The organism is Mesorhizobium kowhaii, assembly GCF_042431665.1.
Classification (GTDB): Bacteria; Pseudomonadota; Alphaproteobacteria; order Rhizobiales; family Rhizobiaceae; genus Mesorhizobium; species Mesorhizobium kowhaii.
On record NZ_JBHLYT010000008.1, the window covers coordinates 200,435 to 219,109 of the forward strand.

Consider the following 18,675-nt stretch of genomic DNA (forward strand, 5'->3'; position numbering starts at 1 on the left):
CGGCTTCATGCCAAGAACGGCCATTCATGATGAGCAAACGGTATGCTAGGCGTGATGGTCTGATTTGCTTGTCGTCCACGCTTTCGGGGGCATCCGATGTATGTAGGCCGTTCCTACAAGGTGATAGACTTCACACTCTGGTCGCGGCGCAGTGTCATCTACATGGTGGTGGTGAGTGCACTGGCTGTGGCGGCCTACCGTCTTCCAGGCATCACCGGATTCTCGGTGCCATGGTCGGTGGTGCTCGTGCTCGGCACCACCGTATCACTCGTTGCCGGGTTCAAGAATTCGCAGGTATTCACCCGCAGCAGTGAAGCGCTGCAAGCCTTTGCGCAAATTACTGCCAGCAGCCGAATGTGGTCCAATTTCTGCAGGGACTTCAATGACGTGCCGACAGCAAGGCAACTCATCTACCGCCATCTCGCCTGGTTGACGGCACTACGGTTTGCGCTGCGGCGGCCGATGCCATGGGAATCCATGGGGCGGGCAGCCAACGTCGAGTTCCGGCGGCGCTACCATATCCAGGAGGATTCAGGCTCGCTTGCCAATGAACTGCCTGCGCTGCTGGGCGAACATAGCGAGGCCGTCCTGAAATCGCCGCATCCGGAGATAACCCTGCTTGAAATGCAATCGGTCCAGGTCAATACGTTGTTCAAGGACGCCAAAATCCCTCCGCAGGTCTATGTCGAACTCACAAAGCTGATCCGCGACTTCCATGATCAGCAGGCGCGCTGCGATCGCATCAAGAACAATCCATATCCCCGGCAATACGCCATCGTCAGTTCCATGTTCGTCATGATCTTTTGCACCTTGCTGCCGTTCGGGGTCGTTCCGGTCTTTGCCGACATGGGCAAACTGGGCGGCGCACTCGGCCCGATCGCGATCTGGCTCACGATCCCGTTCAGCACGCTTCTGGGGTGGGCATACATGTCTCTCGACCAGGTCGGCGAGAGCAGCGCCAACCCTTTCGAGGGCAACGCCAACGATGTTCCGATCTCGCAAATCTGCCGCGACATCGAGATCGAGCTGCGCACCGGGCTTGGGGAGGTTGACCTCCCCAAACCATTGCTGCCGGTCAATGATATCGCGACCTAGGCAAGCGTCACCGCCGCCCGCCACCAAGGGCTGGCGCGACCCGTCGCGCGGGTTGGCGACGTGCATTAAAATTTGGCGTGCATGTCACACCGGCGGCTCCTGCCTCGTCATGATGTCGGCACCAACAGAAGGAAGCCGCTCATGACTGCAAAACTCGATCTCTTCACCGCTGCCCCTTCGCTGATGAAGGAATGGCAGCGCGCGTCCTTTGCCATTTCCTCCAGCCTCGAGCCCAGCCTGGCCGAGCTTGTGAAGATCCGTGCATCCCAGATCAACGGCTGCGCCAACTGCCTCAACATGCACACTGTGTTTGCGCGCGAGGACGGTGAAACCGAGCAGCGCATCTACCTGTTGTCGGCCTGGCGCGAGGCGCCTTGCTATACCGATCGTGAGCGCGCCGCACTCGGCTGGACCGAGGCGCTGACGCGGATTAGTGAAGGCCATACGCATGAAAGTGCCTATGACGCGCTGAAGGCCGAGTTCACGCCGGAGGAGCAGGTCAAGCTCACCTTGATGATCAATGTCATCAACGGCTACAACCGCCTTGCGGTTGGGTTCGGTGGCTGGGCCGATCCGGCGGCGATCAGGTCCGCGGCCAAGGCGGCGGCCGCCTGATGACGAGCGCAGGGTCCGAGCATGCAGCGGCGGGCTTCGACCCACTGCGTCCGACGCTGATGCGCGTCGCCTACCGCATGCTTGGCTCCGTGGCTGACGCCGAGGATATCGTGCAGGAGGCCTTCATCCGCTGGATGAGGGCCGACCGCAGCGAGGTGCGTGAGCCCGTGGCATTCCTGCGCCGCACGGTCACGCGGCTCTGTCTCGACCAGCTCAAATCCGCCCGCCGCCAGCGTGAGACCTATGTCGGCCCCTGGCTTCCCGATCCCGTCGTGGAAGAGGACGAAGTGGAGGACGTCACCTTGCCGATGATGCTGGTGCTGGAACGTCTTTCTCCGCTCGAGCGGGCGGCTTTTCTGCTGCACGATGTGTTCGGGCTGGGATTTGAGGAGGTCGCGGCCGCCATCCAGCGCGAACCCGCCGCCTGCCGCCAGCTCGCTGCCCGCGCACGCACCCATGTCCGCCAGGCGAGGCCGCGTTTCAAGGTGGAAAAGCAACGCGGCCTCGAGCTCGCCGAGGCCTTCTTCGCCGCCTCGCGCAGCGGCGACATGAAGGCGCTTGGCGCGATGCTGACGGCCGATGTCAGCGCCCATGCCGATGGCGGCGGAAAACGCCCGGCAGCGACCGAGCCGGTGCTGGGGTTCGATGCCGTCATGCAGCAATATGAGCGTGTGGCGGCCTGGCTTCAGAAGAACGGCTCGACACTTGTTCGCGTCGGTTTCGTCAACGGATTGCCCGGCTTCATCACGCTGGAAGCCGATGGCGAACTGCAGACGACCGCACTCGACATCGAGGACGGAAAGATCGCGGCCATCTATGTGATGCGCAATCCCGACAAGCTCAGGCATCTGCATTAGGTCGAATGGAAAACAAGCAATGCGGACCGGCCAGAGCGGTTCATCGTTTCAGGGAAACGCAGAACCGCTCTACCCTTTTTTGATGCAATTCCGAACGGAAAACCGTTTCACACTTTTCCTGGAATTTAGCCCTTCGCTTCGACCAGGATCACGAGCGACTCCGGCACCACGCCATCGAAGGCCATCGCGTCAGCGGCTTTCTGGCTCTGCATCGTTGCCGCAAGGGCGTCCATGTCCGGAACGTCCATCATCACAGCCACTCGTTTCGGATTCTGCGGATCGACGAACGTGCGGATGTTGGTGATCCCAAGGGAGCCGAAGAGCTCCTTGCGCTTGGGTGAATTGAGCCAGTGCTTGCTGTCTTTCGTGATGTTGTGATGGCCAATGACGGTTGGCATGGCATCCTCCCCAAGGTGACGCCGGCGGTCGATATCGCCCGCCTGATGCTGCGATCCACCTGTGCAGCCAGTGGGCGCCGTTTCTCTGGGACTGTCAATTAGCTGTTGCTGATGGATGGTTGGCGCGTTGGGCTTCGGGGCTTGTCATCTTCGCGATGGCGAAGTCGCATCAAAGTGGCCTGGTCGCTCTCTGGCGTCCAGGCGCGCTCAAAGTTCGAGACAGACCTTGCCGAAATGCTTTTGGGATTCGTAGTGCGTGAAGGCGGCGGCGATGTCCTCAAGCGAAAAACGGCGGTCGATGACGGGCTTCAGGCGGTTGACCTCTATGGCCCGGATCATGTCCTCCTGGTCCGCCCTGCTGCCAATCGAAATCCCGCTGATGCGGATCTGGTTCGAAAACAGGGCCGGGATCGACACTTCCGCCGCAAAGCCGGTCAGGACGCCGATCAGGGCGATGCGACCGCCCGTCCGGCAGGCCGCTATCGACTGCGCCAGCGTAGCAGGCCCGCCGACCTCGATCACGTGATCGACGCCGCGTCCGTCCGTCAAATCCCTGGCGTTGCGGCCCCAGTCCGGCACGGCCTTGTAGTTGATGACGGCATCGGCGCCGAGGCTTCTCAGCTTTTCCAGCTTCTGCTCGTCGGAAGACGTGGCGATGACCCGGGCGCCGGCGGCTTTGGCGAATTGCAGCGCAAACAGCGATACGCTGCCCGTGCCGAGGACCAGCACCGTATCGCCGGGTTTCACCTTGCCGCACACCACCAGGCCGCGCCAGGCGGTGACGCCCGTGCAGGTAAGCGCTGCCGCCTCCACATGCGTGTAGCCCACCGGTGCTTTGGTGAAGGCGTGCGCCGGCATGCACACATACTCGCTGGCAAAGCCGTCAAAACTTTCTCCCGGAATGTCGCGCCTGGTCGCGGGCGTCATGTCACCGCCCAGCCACCAGGGGTAGAAGGTGCTGACGACGCTGTCTCCGGCCTTGAACGCATCGACATCGTTGCCGATTGCAATCACCTCGCCTGCGCCATCGGACAGCGGAACGCGGCCGTCGGCGAACGGCATCTTGCCCTGCACCACGAAATCGTCACGCAGGTTCAACGAGCAGGCCCGGATCCTGACCAGCACTTCACCCGGTCTTGGCTGGGGATGATCTTCCTCGACCAGCTTGAGGTTGTCCAAGCCACCCGGCGTTCTCAGCCTGACCAGCCTCATTGTGTCTCTCCGATGTATGGGGTTCTTGAATGGCCGCGGGCGCGTGAGTTATCGCCCGATGCACCGGCCGGAAATGATGCGCAGCCAGGGCGCCAGATGGACGGCGCTCATCATCAGATACATCGCCGGCATGCCGGTGAGAGGCGAGGCGCTGGCGCCCATGCACAGCGCGGAGGACTCGCCCTGAACGCACGTGAACAGTGCCATCAATGCAAAGGTCGGCGCCGCGGCGAGACACAGCCAGTCGGCGATGCCGAGAGAGACTATGTTTTCAGGAGTCTCACTGCCGGTGCCTGAATGGATATCGCTCATGGTCTTTTCCTTGATGGTCATGGCGGAGCCGAGACCAGGACTTGGGTTCCTCTCCCCCGCCAAAGGCGGGGAGAGGTGGCCGCGAAGCGGCCGGAGTGGGGGCTTTCGCAGGGTGCGGCCCTCCACTCCGTCTCGGCTCCGCCGAGCCACCTTGCCGGGGCGAGCCACGCGTCTCGCCCCTCCTTCGGACCCCCACTACGTGAGGGAGAGGAAACCAGGCTGGATGAGCGTGCGCCATCCTTCCCGACAGGTTCTTGCTTCTAGGCCTTGTCCCGGAACGCCGCTTCGCCGGCGGCTGACACTTCAGCCCATTTCTGGTCGGGTGCGGCGTCGTAATTATCGTGCCAGTTCCACCAGCTGTAGAGCGGGGTCTGCGGATAGCCTTCGGGTGAGTCTTCCCAGATCTCCTGGCGGCCGAGCGGCGTTGCGTCGAGGTAGCTCCAGACGGTGCCCATCGCCTCGTCGCCGCGGCTGTTGATGAAATAGGTGCGGAACACCCGGTCGCCGTCATGGATGAAGACGTTGTGGCCGTGCCATTCGTCGACGCCAAAATCTTTGTCGAAACTGTCGGTGATGGTGTACCAGGGCATCTCCCACCCCATCCGCTTCTTCAGCCGCGCAATGTCGGCCTGCGGTGCGCGCGAGGCGTAGGCAAGCGTGGTGTTGCGGGCGTTGAGGTGGGCGAGGTGGCCGACCTGGTCGGCGCCGAGCGAACAGCCGCGGCAGGCGTGATCGGGCCAGCCATGGACTCCCGGTTCGAAGAAGGCGCGGTAGACGATCAGCTGGCGTCGGCCTTCGAACAGATCGAGCAGGCTCGCCTTGCCATTCGGCCCTTCGAACACATAGGCCTTGTCCACTTCCATCCACGGCATGCGCCGGCGCTCGGCGGCCAGAGCGTCCTTGGCGCGCAGCGTCGCCTTCTCCTTCACCAGCAGCTCTTCGCGCGCGGCATCCCACGCCTGCTGCGAAACGATTGGTGGGGTCTTCATTGCAGTGTGCTTGGTCATTGCTCGTCTCCTTTGTCAGTCTGTCGTCGCGCCGTGGCGGCGTGTTGTTGCTTGCGGATCGTGCGGTAGGGTAGGGCGATGAGGTGCTGCGGTGGGAGTTACAAGTGTGACGGGATTTGAATGGACAGGCCCACCGCAGCAGGGGTGGCGCCCGGCGCGCTCGACCGTGTCGTTCGTCGCGTGGAGAGGCAGATCGTCGGAGACAGGCATTGTCAGTTATCCCTTATGAGATTCTTAATATCGATAACTGAGATGCTCAGGCTAGCGAATGCGGGAATTGGCGTTAACGGCGGCTACGGCGCTTTCAGCCAGTCCTGATGGCTAGGTCATCATCCCAGTCATTGTCGTTCTCCCTAGTGTGCCGCCTGTTGCCGATACGGCTTGCTGGTTGGCGGTCATGACTTAAGTTAGGGCGAGCAGCGCAGGGGTGGGAGTTACAAGTGTGACGGGATTTGAATGGACTCGCTGATCACGGCAGCGGCACTGGCGCTGGCCGGGGGCGATCCGCTCGGCGCGCTGGACCGCGTCGCCTTGCGCGAGGACGCGCCGGCGCTGGCGTTGCGCGGCATCGCGATGGCGCAGCTCGGCGACCTCGACCGCGCCAAGGCGCTGCTGCGGCGGGCCGCGCGCGCCTTTGGCCCGAAAGAGGCGGTGGCGCGCGCCAGATGCGTCGTCGCCGAGGCAGAGATCGCGCTGGTCTCGCGTGACCTCGGCTGGCCGGTCAAAGCGCTGGATGCGGCGCGCGCGACGCTGGAAAAGCATGGCGACCGGCTGAACGCCGCACATGCCGGCCACCTCAAGGTGCGGCGACTGTTGCTAATTGGCCGCCTCGACGAGGCTGAAGACGTGCTGGCCAGGCTTGACCCGGCGCCGCTTCCGCCGGCCTCGAGAGCCGCGCACGAACTGGCTGTCGCCGGCATCGCGATGCGGCGCCTCAAGACGAGGGCTGCGCGTACGGCGTTGGAGTGGGCGCGCCACGCCGCCCGCCGGGCCGGCATCCCGGGGCTGATGGCCGAGGTCGACAGCGCATTCCTGGCGCTGGACGCGCCGGCGGCGCGGCTGATCGCGCGTGGCCAGCAGCGCCCGTTGCGGCTCGAGGAGGTCGAGGCGCTGCAGGCGTCGCCGGCGTTGGTCGTCGATGCCTTGCGCTATCTCGTGCGCCAACAGCAAACCATGGTCTCGCTGGCAACGCGCCCGGTGCTGTTTGCACTGGCGCGTACACTCGCCGAAGCATGGCCGGCGGATGTGTCGCGAACGACGCTTATCGCGCAGGCTTTTGGCGGCAGGCACGCCGATGAATCACATCGCGCGCGATTGCGGGTCGAGATCGGCCGGCTGCGCGCCGAACTGCGCACGCTTGCCGACATCGGCGCGACGAGCCAAGGCTTCGCGCTGGCGCCGCGCCAGGCGCGTGAGGTGGTGGTGCTGGCGCGGCCGATCGAGGAGCGGCACGCGGCGGTGCTGGCCTTGCTTGCCGATGGTGAATCCTGGGCGAGCTCGGCGCTGGCGCTGGCGCTTGGCACCGGCCAGCGCAGCGTGCAGCGGGCGCTGGAGCAGCTCGGCGAGGCCGGCAAGGTGCAGTCGTTCGGGCACGGCCGGGCGCGCCGCTGGATGACACCGCCGGTGGCCGGATTCACGACGACCTTGTTACTCCCGGCACCGCTGCCGAATGGTTAGAGCATGATCCCCGAAAAGTGCCGATCATCTCAGTGAGGATAAAGACATGAAACATTCAGCGGCCGAAATCCTGCGCGAATACGGACCCTTTCCGGGCGTCGACACCGTGCACGGGGTGAGCTTTGACGGACAGAATGTCTGGTTTGCCTCCGGTGAGAAACTGAACGCCTTCGATCCGGAAAGCGGGCAGGCGCTGCGCTCGATCGATGTCGCTGCGCACGCCGGCACCGCCTATGACGGCCGGCATTTCTTCCAGCTCGCCAATGACCGTATCCAGAAGATCGACCCCGACACCGGCAAGGTGCTGGCCACCATTCCGGCGCCCGGCGGCGGGCGCGACTCCGGGCTCACCTGGGCCGAAGGGACGCTCTGGGTGGGCCAGTACCGGGAGCGCAGGATTCACCAGATCGACCCCGAGACCGGGACGATCCTGCGCACCATCGAATCCAACCGCTTTGTCACCGGGGTGACCTGGGTTGACGGCGAACTGTGGCACGCCACCTGGGAGGGCGAGCAGAGCGACCTGCGCCGCGTCGACCCGCAAACCGGCAAGGTTCTGGAGAAGCTCGACATGCCGGCCGGCATGGGCGTCTCGGGGCTGGAATCCGATGGCGGCGACCGCCTCTTCTGCGGCAGCGTATCCGCCGGGGTGGTGCGGGCGGTGCGGCGGCCGAGGTGAGCTCGCACCGGCAAATTTGACCGCTGTCGACTGGTCGTTGCTCCCTGTCGAACCTAGATAGGGCATGCGCCGGGCGGACCGCCCGGATCATCTTGTGCAAAGGACCTGCCATGCCTGAACAGATTGCGTTGAACGACGGCTCCGCTATTCCCCAACTCGGCCTTGGCGTGTGGCAAGTCGACCAGGATATCACCGCCCAGGTGGTGGGTTGGGGGATCGAGGCCGGCTATCGTCTGATCGACACCGCTGAAGGCTACCAGAACGAGGAAGGGGTCGGAGAGGCGATCCGCAGCGCTGGCGTGCCGAGAGGCGAGCTGTTCATCACCTCGAAGCTGCGCAACGGCGCACACCAGCGCGATGCGGCCCTCAAGGCCTTCGACGAGACGATGGAGAAGCTCGGCATCGAGCAGCTCGACCTGTTCCTGATCCACTGGCCGGTGCCCGGCAAGGATAAATACGTCGAGGCGTGGAAGACGCTGGTCGAACTCAGGCAGGCCGGCCGCATCAAGTCGATCGGCGTTTCGAATTTCAACCAGGACCATCTGGAGCGGATCATCGCAGAGACCGGCGTGACGCCCGTCGTCAACCAGATCGAGCTGCATCCCCAGCTCCAGCAGCGCGCCATCAGGGACTTTCATGCCAGCCACGACATTCGCATCGAAAGCTGGAGCCCGCTGGGCAGCGGCCGGCTGCTGGGCGACCCGACCATCGCGGGCATCGCCAGGAAGTATGACAAGTCCGCGGCGCAGACGATCATCCGCTGGCATCTTCAGGAAGGGCTGATCGTCATTCCAAAGTCGATCCGCCAGGATCGCATCGCCGCTAATTTCGATGTCTTCGATTTCGAACTGGATGCGCAGGACCTGCAGGCGATCCGGGGCATGGATTCGCCCGACGGCCGTACTGGCCCAAACCCCGCCACGGCGTCGTTCCTGTTCTGAAGGGAGAAGGGGCGCCGGCGCCTCAAGACTGCTCGATGGGCTGGGCGCCGGCCAGATAGCGATCGTTGTCAAAGGGCTCGGCTTGATTGCTTTGCAGATCCCAGAGTTGTCGATGGGTCGCCGGGAGATCGCCCAGATAGACATGAAGCGCGCCCGACCGTGCGCTGCCGGTGTTGGCGACCGAATGCATGGTATGCGGAGGCAGGTGCAGCACGGTGGGCGCGGTGGAGTCCTGCCGTTGCGGAGCATCGAGCTTGCTGGCGGCATCGGGATAGATGAAGTTTGTCTCGCCACCTTTGTAGATGCCGATCAACGCGTCCATCAGGTGGTTGTGGGGGTGGATACTGCAGGCCGGGCGACAGGGTGATGTGATAGATCGTCAAATTCCGGCTTGCATGCAGAAGCACCTCGTCGTCTTCTTCTTCATGCACGAGCACCCCCAATGCGTGAAGACGGCTCGTATGGTCGCCCAACACCGCCCTTATTCGTGCGAGGGGATCGGGACTTCCGGCGGCGTTGACGATATCATTGACAACCGCGTAGAGAGGCGAGCCAACGGGAATAGCCATTGCCAGTTATCCCTTGTGAGATGACCAGATGATCGACCTGAGATGCTCAATGCTACTCAAAGTCGATGGCGGCGTCAACCGGATCGCCAGAATGGAACACGCATGACTCCTCGTGATTTCACAGCCGCATCGCCGAAACCGGCACTGTCCACCGGCACGGCCGCGGCGCCGTCGACCGCCGACCTGCTGCGCAGCGAGCAGGCATACGAGCAGGTGAAGAGCGACATCGTCGCCTGCGTGCTGCGCCCCGGTGAAACGCTGACGGAAAAGCAGATAGGCGATCGATACCTGATCAGAAAGGCGACGATCCGTGCGGCGCTGACCCGGCTGATGCAGGAAGGGCTGGTCAGGAGCGAGCCGCGCCGCGGCTATGTCATCACGCCACTGACGCTGCGCGATGTCGCCGAGATATTCGATGTCCGCAGTCTGATCGAGCCGGAAGTGTTCAGGGTGGCCGCGTCGGGTCTTACCGAGCGGGGGCTCGAAGAGGTCAGGCAGGCGGCCAGGAAGGTGCTGAAGCCGGAGACGCTGCGCAGTCACGTTGCATTCCTGGCGGCGGATCGCGCCTTTCGTCTTGCCTTGGCGGAACTGTCCGGAAATTCACGCCTGGCGCAGCTGCTGGGCCAGATACTCGACCAGTCGGAGAGGGTCCTCCACCTCGGATTCAGATCGCGCGACTTCACACAGCTGATCATCGGTCAGCAGAAGGACCTGGTTCATGCCTGCGAGGTGAGCGAAGTTTCCGGCATCGTCAAACTTGCCCGCTCGCAGTGCCTCAATCTCAAGAAGCAGGTGCTCGAAGCCCTGCTGGCAGGCGCCAAGCTCAGGGAAGCCAACCTGCAAGACTTTGCTTGATGGCATCCCGTCCGATCGCGCGGCGCCAAGCATTGCGCACGCAAGCTGGGGCGATTCGACAACAGACTTGGATCAACAGGGACACGGGATTAACAGGGAGCCGGGCCGGCGAAGTTGTCGATCTCCCCCCTCGTGGGGGAGATGTCCGGCAGGACAGAGGGGGGCGCTGTCCCGCTGGCATATCAGGTCGTGCCGGCCAAACCTGCCGCGATGACAATATGTTGGCAGACATTGTCGATGTCGCGGATGACATCGTCATTCCAGAACCGCAGCACGGCCCAACCATCCTGTTCCAGACGCTTCGTCCTGACTGTGTCGGCCACTGCGGAATCTGCTTGGCCGTGCTGCGACCCGTCGACTTCCACGACGAGCTTCTTTTCCGGGCAGGCAAAATCGATAATGTAGCCAGCGATCGGAAATTGCCTGCGAAAGCCTAGGCCCATCAACCTATGCGCGCGAAGCTCGTTCCAGAGCTTCAACTCGGCGTCGGTCATGACCTTGCGCTTTGATCGAGCGTTTGCGCGGTTCTGCGGATGCAAGGGTGTGTGTGGCATGGCCATTTTCGATTGTGATTGAGGCCGGCGTTCTACGGCGCCCCCCTCTGTCCTGCCGGACATCTCCCCCACTTGGGGGGAGATTGGCCGCTTGGCCGCTTTCGCCAACCTTCGGCAGCGCCCTTAAATCCCCGAGCCGTCGAGCTGCTGGGCGTCGTCACCTTCCCAGGGTGCCGGCATGGAGGCGCGGCTGAGATTGGCCGTCGGCAGTGGCATCCAGCATTTCAGTTCTGGCTCGGCGTATTCGACGACGCGGCCCGGCGAGGAATCCGATGCGCGCCAGCCTTCGCTGGCGAACTGGTCGGCGCGCGACCAATAGGCAAGGTCGACTTCCGCCGGTCCCTGTTCGGACGGGCGAACCGTGACCAGGATGCGGCTGCCATCCCTCGGCGCCGTCGACATGTGGCGCCACCGTTCGGGCTCGTCCATCGCTTTTCCTCCTCGCACCTGCGTCGGGGGAAGTGTCGCCTCGCCGTCAGGGGCGGTCAACCCAAAGTTTGCGTTGGTGAGCGAGTCCTAGCGATGACAGAACCTGGCGGGATCAGGCGAAGTTGGCGACCGACATATACTGCGAGAGGGAACTTGAAAACGTCGGTCGCCAGGGGGCGGTTGGGACGCACCACGTTGTGGACGCGATGCAAGGTCAGGCTACGCGCATGTAGGACGTCTTCAATCGGAACGCCGACCCATGGTGAACAGCTGGTTACTATCCACAGGGTTCCCCTGTCCTCGATGATCCGGAGACGTTCAGACAGCCTGTGCGCAACACGGAGCCGCCGGCCATGCGCGCTCGACGGGCTGTGATCCGGTTGATAAGCCCGTCTGCGAAAGGAGCGCCTGAGTCGAGATGACCGTTGCGATCGAAATGGGACACACGACCGCAGGCGCCCCGGCGACGCTGGATCTCGAGGAGCTGCTCGCGACCCGCTTGCTGGTGCAGGGCAATTCGGGCTCCGGCAAATCGCATCTGCTGCGGCGTCTGCTGGAGCAGAGTTCCCCCTGGGTGCAGCAGACCATCATCGACCCCGAAGGCGACTTCGTCTCGCTGGGCGACCGGTTCGGCCATCTGGTGATCGATGCCGAGGAGCATACCGAGCGCGGCCTGCAGAGCGCGGGCGAGCGGGCGCGCATCCATCGCGTCTCCACCGTGCTCAATCTCGAAGGGCTCGACGCCGAGAACCAGATGCGGCGCGCCGCTGCCTTCCTAGGCGGGCTGTTCGAGGTCGCCCGCGACCACTGGTACCCGATGCTGGTGGTGGTGGACGAGGCGCAGCTGTTCGCGCCGGCGGTGGCCGGCGAGGTTTCCGACGAGGCGCGCAAACTGTCGCTCGGCGCCATGACCAATTTGATGTGCCGTGGCCGCAAACGCGGGCTTGCCGGCATCATCGCCACCCAGCGGCTGGCCAAGCTCGCCAAGAACGTCGCCGCCGAGGCGTCCAATTTCCTCATGGGCCGCACCTTCCTCGATATCGACATGGCGCGCGCCGCCGACCTTTTGGGCATGGAGCGGCGCCAGGCCGAGGCGTTTCGCGACCTGGAGCGCGGCCAGTTCATGGCGCTCGGTCCGGCGCTGTCGCGCCGGCCGCTCGGCCTGCGCATCGGCCCGACCGACACAAGTCCGCGCAATGGCACGCCGCGGCTGATGCCGCTGCCGCAATCAGCGCTGGAGGACGCACGCGCCATCATCCTGGCCGCGCCGCCGCCCGAGACCGTGCGGCCGCAGCGCCGGTCGTCGCCGGACCTGCTCGATCAACTGATGGCGGCGAAGTCGGCGGCGCTGGAAATCCGCCCCGAGCCGGTGGAGCCGCAAATCAGCGCCGAGGATCTGGCCGAGCGCCGCGAGCGCGTCGACCGTGTGTTGCGCGCCATCCTGGCGCAGCCTGACGCGGGCTTCCGTGTCATCGGCGTGCTCTACCAGGAGTTCGTGGTGCGCTGCCGCATCGAGGGTCTTGCCTCGGTGGTGCCCGATCTGCCGGAGTTCCGCCGCATGCTGACGCGCGCCCGCGCCGGCCTCGGCTCCGACATGGCGGCAGGCGATGATGCCTGGCAGGACGTCTCGGTGCGCGCCTCGCTTTTGCCCGACGATATGCAGGGCGTGTTCATGATGATCGCCCGCGCCGCGAAGGAGGGCTGGCCGTGCCCGAGCGACGCCGCGATCGCCCGCGCCTATGGCTCCCACTCGCTGCGCCGTGCCCGGCGCCTGCTGACCTATATCGAGGAGCAGGGCCTCATCGTCTGCCAGCTTGACGGGGTAGGCCGGCGCACCGTGACGCTGGTTGAACTGGCCTGGGCCACGGCACCGGGCGACCCCAATGCCGAGGAGGCCGAGCAGGGGAGTTTGGCGGTGTGAGGCGGCGGCGTCAGGTTTCCGACCTGTCACCCACCATAGCCTCCGTCATGAACGGCCGAAACAAATTACTTTGGCTTTCGGCCGAGGCCCATGGATTTGGCAAGTTTCGAGCGGGTTTCGACGTCCGCAGCAGCGTGGACATTCCACGCCACGCGCTCGGCGCCAGCAATGACATCGATCGGGACGCGACCCCGACAGCTGATCGGACGCCGTTTAATGCCGCACGCGCGGAGTTGGCATCCGCCCTCGCCAGGCTCGGATGGCGCAATGCGCGCATGATCCTGCGCGACATCGACGATGATGTGCTGAGCGCCACGGGACGGGCCGGGTTTCGCAAGACTTGTCGGGATGCGGTTGGAGCCAGGGCGATGCTGAGATCGCTGGTGGGGTTTTGGTGAGGAGTGGTGCGGAGGGCGCTGCGCTTCTGCCGGCGGTTAGGCACTTCATGATCGCGCGGCGAGGGAGGGCTGGCCTTGCCCAGCGATGCGGCAATCACCAGCGTCTATGGCATGCTGCAATGACCGCAATGGGTGGCGGGTACAAGCGGACTTTGCGGCTTCGAGGCTTGGAATGTGAGATGCGGACATTCAGGCGCCCCCCATGCATCGACGTGAACTGACCCTTTGACGACCTTCTTGATGTCACGCTTCAAGGTCTGCACGGGGAGTGGAAGCTGCCATTCTGTTTGACAGCCACGGCTGGAGAAAAGTGATCCTGATCGGTCAAAGCCTTGCCTCATCGGCCGTAAGTGCGTGCTCTCGCGTGCCGGAGACGATGATCTCCAGGACCTCATGCTCGTCGGTGTTCCTGATGTAGCGATCGCCGACGTTCTCGCCGCGCTTCAGCACCATCACGCGGTCGCCCACAGCGAAGATGTCAACGAGGCGGTGGGAGATGATGATCTGGGCAACGCCCTGCTTTTTCAGTTCCAGCATGGTCTCGAGCAGCCGCTCGGTCGCCATCACCGAGAGATTGGCGGTCGGCTCGTCGAGGATCACCACGCGCGGCTGGAAGGAGATCGCGCGGGCAATCGCCACAGATTGCTGGCGGCCGCCCGACAGGCTCTCGACCTTTTGATAGACGGAGTTCACGTCGACCTTGAGCCGCTTCAGCACGCTGTCGGCTTCCGCGTACATTTTCCGCCGATTGACGAAAAGGCCCTTGCGCGGCCAACGGCCAAGAAAGATGTTCTGACCGACATCCATATTCCCGCAGAGCGCGAAGTCCTGGTAGATCATCTCGATGCCGGCGTCGCGGCTTTCGTGCGGGCTCTTGAAGCGCACCGGCTGCCCGGCGACGAAGACCTCGCCGCCGGCGTCGCGCTGGTAGGCGCCGGTCAGGATCTTCATCAGCGTCGACTTGCCGGCCGAGTTGTCGCCGACGAGGCCCAGGATCTCGCCGGGATAGAGCACGAGGTCGACGTTGCGGAGCGCCTGCACCGCCCCGAAGGCCTTCTCGATGCCGCGCATCTCCACGATCGGGGTTGGCCGGGGCGCGTCAGGCATGGGTGGTTTCCGCCGTTCTTGTGCGCCTCGCGAGGCGCGACCGCAGACCGCCGAAGATGTTGGCCTGGCGCACCCAGATGTCGATCAGCACCGCCACGATCAGGATGCCGCCGATGAAGACGTTGATCCAGTGCTGCGGCATGGTGAAGCCCTGGACGTTGAGCTGCAGAAGCGCCCGGATCAGGGTGATCACCGCCGCCCCGGCGAGCGCCCCGATCACGGTGCCGTGGCCGCCGAAGATCGAACCGCCGCCGATGATCACCGAGGCGATGGCGTCGAGTTCGCGGAACTGGCCGGCCACCGGGTTGAAGCTGCGGAAGTAGGCGACGTTGATGATCCCGGCCATTGTCGCGCAGAGCGCCGCCAGCATGAGCGCGAGGAACCGCACCCGGTTGGTGTTGATGCCGGCATAGGCGGCGGCGCGAATGTTGCCGCCGGTCGCATAGACCTTCTGCCCGAAGGGCATGTAGGCGAGCACGACGCCGGCAATGAGGGCGACGAACAGCATCCAGATGGTCTGGACGCTCACCACCTCGGCGACCGAGCGCAGGAGCCCGTCCGGGAGCGAGATGCGGTAGTGCAGCAGGATATCGTTCACCTTGCGGCCAAGCAGGTTGTAGCCCTCGGGCCAGCCGGTGAGCTGCTGCCCGGCGACGAACCAGGCGGCGAGGCCGCGGGCGATGTAGAACATGCCCAGCGTGGCGATGAAGGCCGGCAGCTTGAAGCCGACGGTGACGATCGCGTTGACGAGGCCGGCGCACATGCCCGCGAGCAGGCCCATCGCCACGGCGGTGAGTGGGTCAGCGTCGAGGACCTTCAGGAAATAGGCGGCGGTGCTGCCGGCGAGGGCGAGCACCGCCCCGACGGAGAGGTCGATGTCGCCGGCGGCGATGACGTAGGTGAGCCCTATGGTGATCAGCGCAAGCTCGGTGTAGTTGAGCAGGATCGCGAAGCTGTTGGACAGGTTCCACCAGTAGTCCGGCCGGAGCGCGAGGCCGGTCAGCCACAGGAGCGCGGTCAGGATGATGGCGAGCGCGTCGCGCCGGGCGAGGAACTTGCCGAATCCGGTGGCCGACAGCGCCATGTCGGTCGCCATCGCGCCCTTGGTCTGCACCCCCTCGATCGCGATGCCGCCGATCTCGTAGGCCGGTGGCGGCGGCCGGCCGCGGAGCCAGGCCCAGAGGCGCCCTGCCACCTGGCGGCGGATGAGATAGGGCTCGATGAGCACCGCGACGATGAGCAGCAGCCCGAGGAAGACCGGCACCGCGCCGACCGGCAGCGAGAAGACGGCGTTGACCGTGATTTCCTCGTCGCCGATCTTGATGATGCGCGTGATCGGCCAGCCCTCGCGCAGCACCTTGTCGAGCAGCACGACCAGCATGGCCCCGAGGCAGGACCCGGCAACCCGGCCGCGGCCGCCGAGGATCGAGGCGCCGCCGATGATGACGGCGGCAATGACGGTCAGCTCACCGCTGACGCCGTAGAGCGGGGTCACGCCCTTGTCCTGGGCGGCCGACAGCAGGCCGGCGAGGGTCGCGCAGAGCGAGGAGATCAGGTAGGCCCGGATGCGCACCCAGTTGGTCGGGATGCCGGCATAGCCCGCTGCCTGCTCGTTGCCGCCGGTGGCGAAGGTCTCGTAGCCCCAGCGGGTCTTGGCAAGCACATAGGCGCCGACCACGGCGACGACGGCGAAGACCACGATCTGGTTGTTGAAACCCAGGAGGTTGGTCTCGCCGAGGTGGAAGAACAGCGGATGCTCGCTCGCCTTGGCGGGATAGTAGATCGACTGGCCGTGGGTCAGCGCCAGCACGAAGCCGCGGCCGATGAAGAGGATGGTCAGCGTGCCGATGAACGCCGGCACCTTCAGGACGGTGACGAGCACGCCGTTGATCAGCCCGATCAGCGTGCCGAGCAGCAGGCAGAGGACCATCGAGGGGACGATGCCGAGATCAAGGAAGCTCGGGGCGAACAGCCGGGCGAACACCACGGCGACCAGGCCGTAGGTGGAGCCGACCGACAGGTCGAGGTCCTTGTTGACGATGACGAAGGTCATCCCGACCGCGATGATGGCCACCCGCGAGGTGTCGCGCAGCAGGGCGTGGAGCGCCTCGGTCGAGCCGAAGAACGCGGGGTTGACGAAAGCGCCGCCGAGATAGAGCAGCAAAAGCAGGGAAAGCAGCCCCGCCTCCCAGCCGCCGACAAGCTGGGGCGGCGCACGGCCGGGTGATTTGGTCGCGGTGGGCGCCATGGGTCCCCCTCTGGTCGTTGCCGTCGCCGCGGGGGAACTCGCGCCCTCCCGCACCGATTTTAGACGTTCCGAGCGAAATCAGTTCTCGAAGCGCTTGCCGACGTTTCCGACAGTCTCCTGCGTCACGAGTTGGGCGCGCGTGTCGAGATTGGCCGCCGCGATGCCGCGGTCGATCTGCAGATAGAGCTGCATAACCGGCCAGAAGCCCTGCAAGAAAGGCTGCTGCCCGAGCGCGCCGGTCAGATCGCCGCTCTTCATCGCATCCTGCTGGGCTGGGCCGAGGTCGAAACCGTAGGCGCAGATCTTGCCGGTCATTCCGGCCTGAGCGACGGCCTTGGCAAGCGCCGGCGTGAACACGTTGTTGCCCGCGAACGCGCCAACGACGTCGCCGCGCGATTCGAACAGCGTCACGATGCCGTTCACCGGATCATTCGGATTGGTGTCGATACCGGTGTTCTCCGGACCCGCGTCGACCTTGAAGGCATCAAGCTTGCCGGCATCCTTCAAGCCCTTGACGATAGCGTTGAAAGCCGAAGTGACGCGATTGTTCACCTCGATGTTGCCCATTGCGGTCGACGACGGCAGGACGATCGAACCCTTCTCGATACCCTTGTCCGCGAGGCACTTGACGAGCGCCTCGCCGGCGATTGCGGCAGCGGAGGCGTCCTGGCCGGTGTGGCCGATGCCGCTGCGGTTGAGGATCGTGCCGTCAAAGGAATTGGTCGTGGCGACCGGTATGCCCTTCGCCTCGGCGGCCTTGACGATGTCGTTATAGGCGCCGACCTGAGGCGTTGTCATGATCAGCCCGTCGATCGTCGGATCCTGCACGATCTGGTTCAGGATTTCGATCTCGCGGGCCGGGTCGTCGGTCGGCGATTCCGCGCCAAGCAGCAGGACCTTGGCGCCGATCAGGTTGCCGGCGACGGTCGCGCCGACGTAGACCGGATCGAAGAAGCCATTGCCGGCAGTGTGTGTCACGATAGCGAAAGTGAGGTGACCATCGGCCGAATGGAAGTCCTTGGTACCGGGGGCCTCCTTTGCGGCTTCTTCGAAGCTGTAGCCGCCGACCGCCTTATCGACGCCGCCCGATTGTGCGTAGGCGTTCGATACGCCGAGCGATAACGCCGCGGCACACACCGCGAGCGGGAAAATATGTTTCATGATTATCCTCCCTTGCAACCAACGGTCGGAAGCCGTTCGGGCGCATTTATTCAGGGGATTCCGAATGCTTCCTCCCACCCCGTATATTCTGCCCAAAGCCTGCCCACGTAAATAGTGCTCCCACTTTCACCGATGAATTGGCTCAGAGCGGAAAGCATCCGCGCCGTCGAAAGGTCTCCTAACGCAAGCGAGGGACCTGCTAAGAGTTCGGAAGGCTTCTGGTCGGCGGAGCGTGATCCCGAACGGAAATCAGATCGACATGACGGTGTTCGAGAAGAAGTTCGACGCCGGGGCAGCAGCGATGCGGGAAGTGATGAAAACGGCGACTGCATTTGGACGGCCGAATCCGCCGCTCGCATGCGAGGATTGATCGTTCGCTAGAAATTGGCCAATGCGAATGACTGCAATTGGATACAGTGACACGCCTTTAGCTGTCGTACCTGGGAAGGTCCGCAAATGGCGCACCCGCGACCTCCAGCGCGGTCGCCGGTAATGTCCGCTTTAAGGCAGTGGCACAGCTAACTTTAATGACCGAGATGCTGAAGGGTTTCGGGTGCCGTGAGGCGTACGAAAGCCTCTCATGCAGGAACCCGCGGGCCACAGTTGATGGCTATGGGGATTTTAGTTTGCGGCTGATGTC

General features: G+C 64.3%; 19 protein-coding genes. 9 read left to right on the plus strand and 10 right to left on the minus strand.

Annotation, left to right across the window (positions count from 1 at the left end):
* Nucleotides 1-96: 96 nt before the first annotated feature.
* The 3 genes from ACFFNA_RS10675 (at nt 97) to ACFFNA_RS10685 (ending at nt 2,567) form a co-directional block, all read left to right on the plus strand.
* On the plus strand, nt 97-1,095 hold the full coding sequence (locus ACFFNA_RS10675) for a bestrophin family protein (protein ID WP_378918023.1): 999 nt from the start codon (nt 97-99) through the stop codon (nt 1,093-1,095).
* A 141-nt stretch (nt 1,096-1,236) separates the two neighbouring features.
* Entirely contained in the window at nt 1,237-1,710 is a 474-nt protein-coding gene (locus ACFFNA_RS10680) for a carboxymuconolactone decarboxylase family protein (RefSeq protein ID WP_378918025.1), read from the plus strand.
* The gene (locus tag ACFFNA_RS10685) at nt 1,710-2,567 is read left to right on the plus strand and encodes a sigma-70 family RNA polymerase sigma factor (protein WP_378918027.1); all 858 of its coding nucleotides are present in this window, start codon (nt 1,710-1,712) and stop codon (nt 2,565-2,567) included. Before ACFFNA_RS10680 ends, ACFFNA_RS10685 begins: the two co-directional genes overlap by 1 nt.
* 125 nt (nt 2,568-2,692) lie before the next feature.
* Here ACFFNA_RS10685 and ACFFNA_RS10690 read toward each other — a convergent pair whose 3' ends face one another.
* The 4 genes from ACFFNA_RS10690 to ACFFNA_RS10705 all read right to left on the minus strand — a co-directional run bounded on the left by ACFFNA_RS10690 (nt 2,693) and on the right by ACFFNA_RS10705 (nt 5,496).
* Nucleotides 2,693-2,965, minus strand: a complete 273-nt coding sequence (locus ACFFNA_RS10690; RefSeq protein ID WP_378918029.1) for a hypothetical protein — start codon at nt 2,963-2,965, stop codon at nt 2,693-2,695.
* Nucleotides 2,966-3,172: 207 nt separating this feature from the next.
* Complete coding sequence (locus ACFFNA_RS10695) at nt 3,173-4,177, minus strand: zinc-dependent alcohol dehydrogenase family protein (RefSeq protein ID WP_378918030.1); 1,005 nt, start codon at nt 4,175-4,177, stop codon at nt 3,173-3,175.
* Between the two features lie 48 nt (nt 4,178-4,225).
* Nucleotides 4,226-4,489, minus strand: a complete 264-nt coding sequence (locus ACFFNA_RS10700; protein WP_378918054.1) for a hypothetical protein — start codon at nt 4,487-4,489, stop codon at nt 4,226-4,228.
* A 260-nt stretch (nt 4,490-4,749) separates the two neighbouring features.
* A complete protein-coding gene (locus tag ACFFNA_RS10705) occupies nt 4,750-5,496 on the minus strand; it encodes a DUF899 domain-containing protein (protein ID WP_378918032.1) in 747 nt (248 codons plus the stop codon).
* Between the two features lie 456 nt (nt 5,497-5,952).
* On the opposite strand from ACFFNA_RS10705, the gene ACFFNA_RS10710 reads away from it, so the two are divergent.
* From ACFFNA_RS10710 to ACFFNA_RS10720, 3 genes are all read left to right on the plus strand, one after another.
* On the plus strand, nt 5,953-7,173 hold the full coding sequence (locus ACFFNA_RS10710) for a helix-turn-helix domain-containing protein (RefSeq protein ID WP_378918034.1): 1,221 nt from the start codon (nt 5,953-5,955) through the stop codon (nt 7,171-7,173).
* 46 nt (nt 7,174-7,219) lie between these two features.
* Nucleotides 7,220-7,852: a Vgb family protein gene (locus ACFFNA_RS10715; RefSeq protein WP_111543389.1), complete on the plus strand. Its 633-nt coding sequence runs from the start codon at nt 7,220-7,222 to the stop codon at nt 7,850-7,852.
* Nucleotides 7,853-7,962: 110 nt separating this feature from the next.
* Nucleotides 7,963-8,793 (plus strand): aldo/keto reductase, encoded by an 831-nt coding sequence (locus tag ACFFNA_RS10720; protein ID WP_378918036.1) that lies wholly within the window; start codon nt 7,963-7,965, stop codon nt 8,791-8,793.
* A gap of 22 nt (nt 8,794-8,815) precedes the next feature.
* Here the strand turns inward: ACFFNA_RS10720 and ACFFNA_RS10725 are convergent, their stop codons facing one another.
* On the minus strand, nt 8,816-9,115 hold the full coding sequence (locus ACFFNA_RS10725) for a hypothetical protein (protein WP_378918038.1): 300 nt from the start codon (nt 9,113-9,115) through the stop codon (nt 8,816-8,818).
* Between the two features lie 349 nt (nt 9,116-9,464).
* On the opposite strand from ACFFNA_RS10725, the gene ACFFNA_RS10730 reads away from it, so the two are divergent.
* Nucleotides 9,465-10,217: a GntR family transcriptional regulator gene (locus ACFFNA_RS10730; protein WP_378918040.1), complete on the plus strand. Its 753-nt coding sequence runs from the start codon at nt 9,465-9,467 to the stop codon at nt 10,215-10,217.
* 182 nt (nt 10,218-10,399) lie between these two features.
* Here ACFFNA_RS10730 and ACFFNA_RS10735 read toward each other — a convergent pair whose 3' ends face one another.
* Nucleotides 10,400-10,771 carry an endonuclease domain-containing protein gene (locus ACFFNA_RS10735; RefSeq protein ID WP_378918056.1) on the minus strand — a complete coding sequence of 124 codons (372 nt, stop codon included), beginning with the start codon at nt 10,769-10,771 and terminating at the stop codon, nt 10,400-10,402.
* Nucleotides 10,772-10,894: 123 nt separating this feature from the next.
* Nucleotides 10,895-11,200 (minus strand): hypothetical protein, encoded by a 306-nt coding sequence (locus ACFFNA_RS10740; RefSeq protein WP_095091288.1) that lies wholly within the window; start codon nt 11,198-11,200, stop codon nt 10,895-10,897.
* A gap of 418 nt (nt 11,201-11,618) precedes the next feature.
* On the opposite strand from ACFFNA_RS10740, the gene ACFFNA_RS10745 reads away from it, so the two are divergent.
* Both ACFFNA_RS10745 and ACFFNA_RS10750 read left to right on the plus strand, forming a co-directional pair.
* On the plus strand, nt 11,619-13,121 hold the full coding sequence (locus ACFFNA_RS10745; protein WP_378918042.1) for a helicase HerA domain-containing protein: 1,503 nt from the start codon (nt 11,619-11,621) through the stop codon (nt 13,119-13,121).
* 47 nt (nt 13,122-13,168) lie between these two features.
* Nucleotides 13,169-13,519, plus strand: a complete 351-nt coding sequence (locus ACFFNA_RS10750) for a hypothetical protein (protein WP_378918044.1) — start codon at nt 13,169-13,171, stop codon at nt 13,517-13,519.
* A gap of 324 nt (nt 13,520-13,843) precedes the next feature.
* Here ACFFNA_RS10750 and ACFFNA_RS10755 read toward each other — a convergent pair whose 3' ends face one another.
* The 3 genes from ACFFNA_RS10755 to ACFFNA_RS10765 form a co-directional block, all read right to left on the minus strand.
* Nucleotides 13,844-14,626 carry an ATP-binding cassette domain-containing protein gene (locus ACFFNA_RS10755; protein ID WP_378918046.1) on the minus strand — a complete coding sequence of 261 codons (783 nt, stop codon included), beginning with the start codon at nt 14,624-14,626 and terminating at the stop codon, nt 13,844-13,846.
* Nucleotides 14,619-16,874 carry an ABC transporter permease gene (locus ACFFNA_RS10760; RefSeq protein WP_378918048.1) on the minus strand — a complete coding sequence of 752 codons (2,256 nt, stop codon included), beginning with the start codon at nt 16,872-16,874 and terminating at the stop codon, nt 14,619-14,621. Before ACFFNA_RS10760 ends, ACFFNA_RS10755 begins: the two co-directional genes overlap by 8 nt.
* Before the next feature lie 78 nt (nt 16,875-16,952).
* Nucleotides 16,953-18,035, minus strand: a complete 1,083-nt coding sequence (locus ACFFNA_RS10765) for a substrate-binding domain-containing protein (protein ID WP_120019063.1) — start codon at nt 18,033-18,035, stop codon at nt 16,953-16,955.
* Between the last annotated feature and the right edge of the window lie 640 nt (nt 18,036-18,675).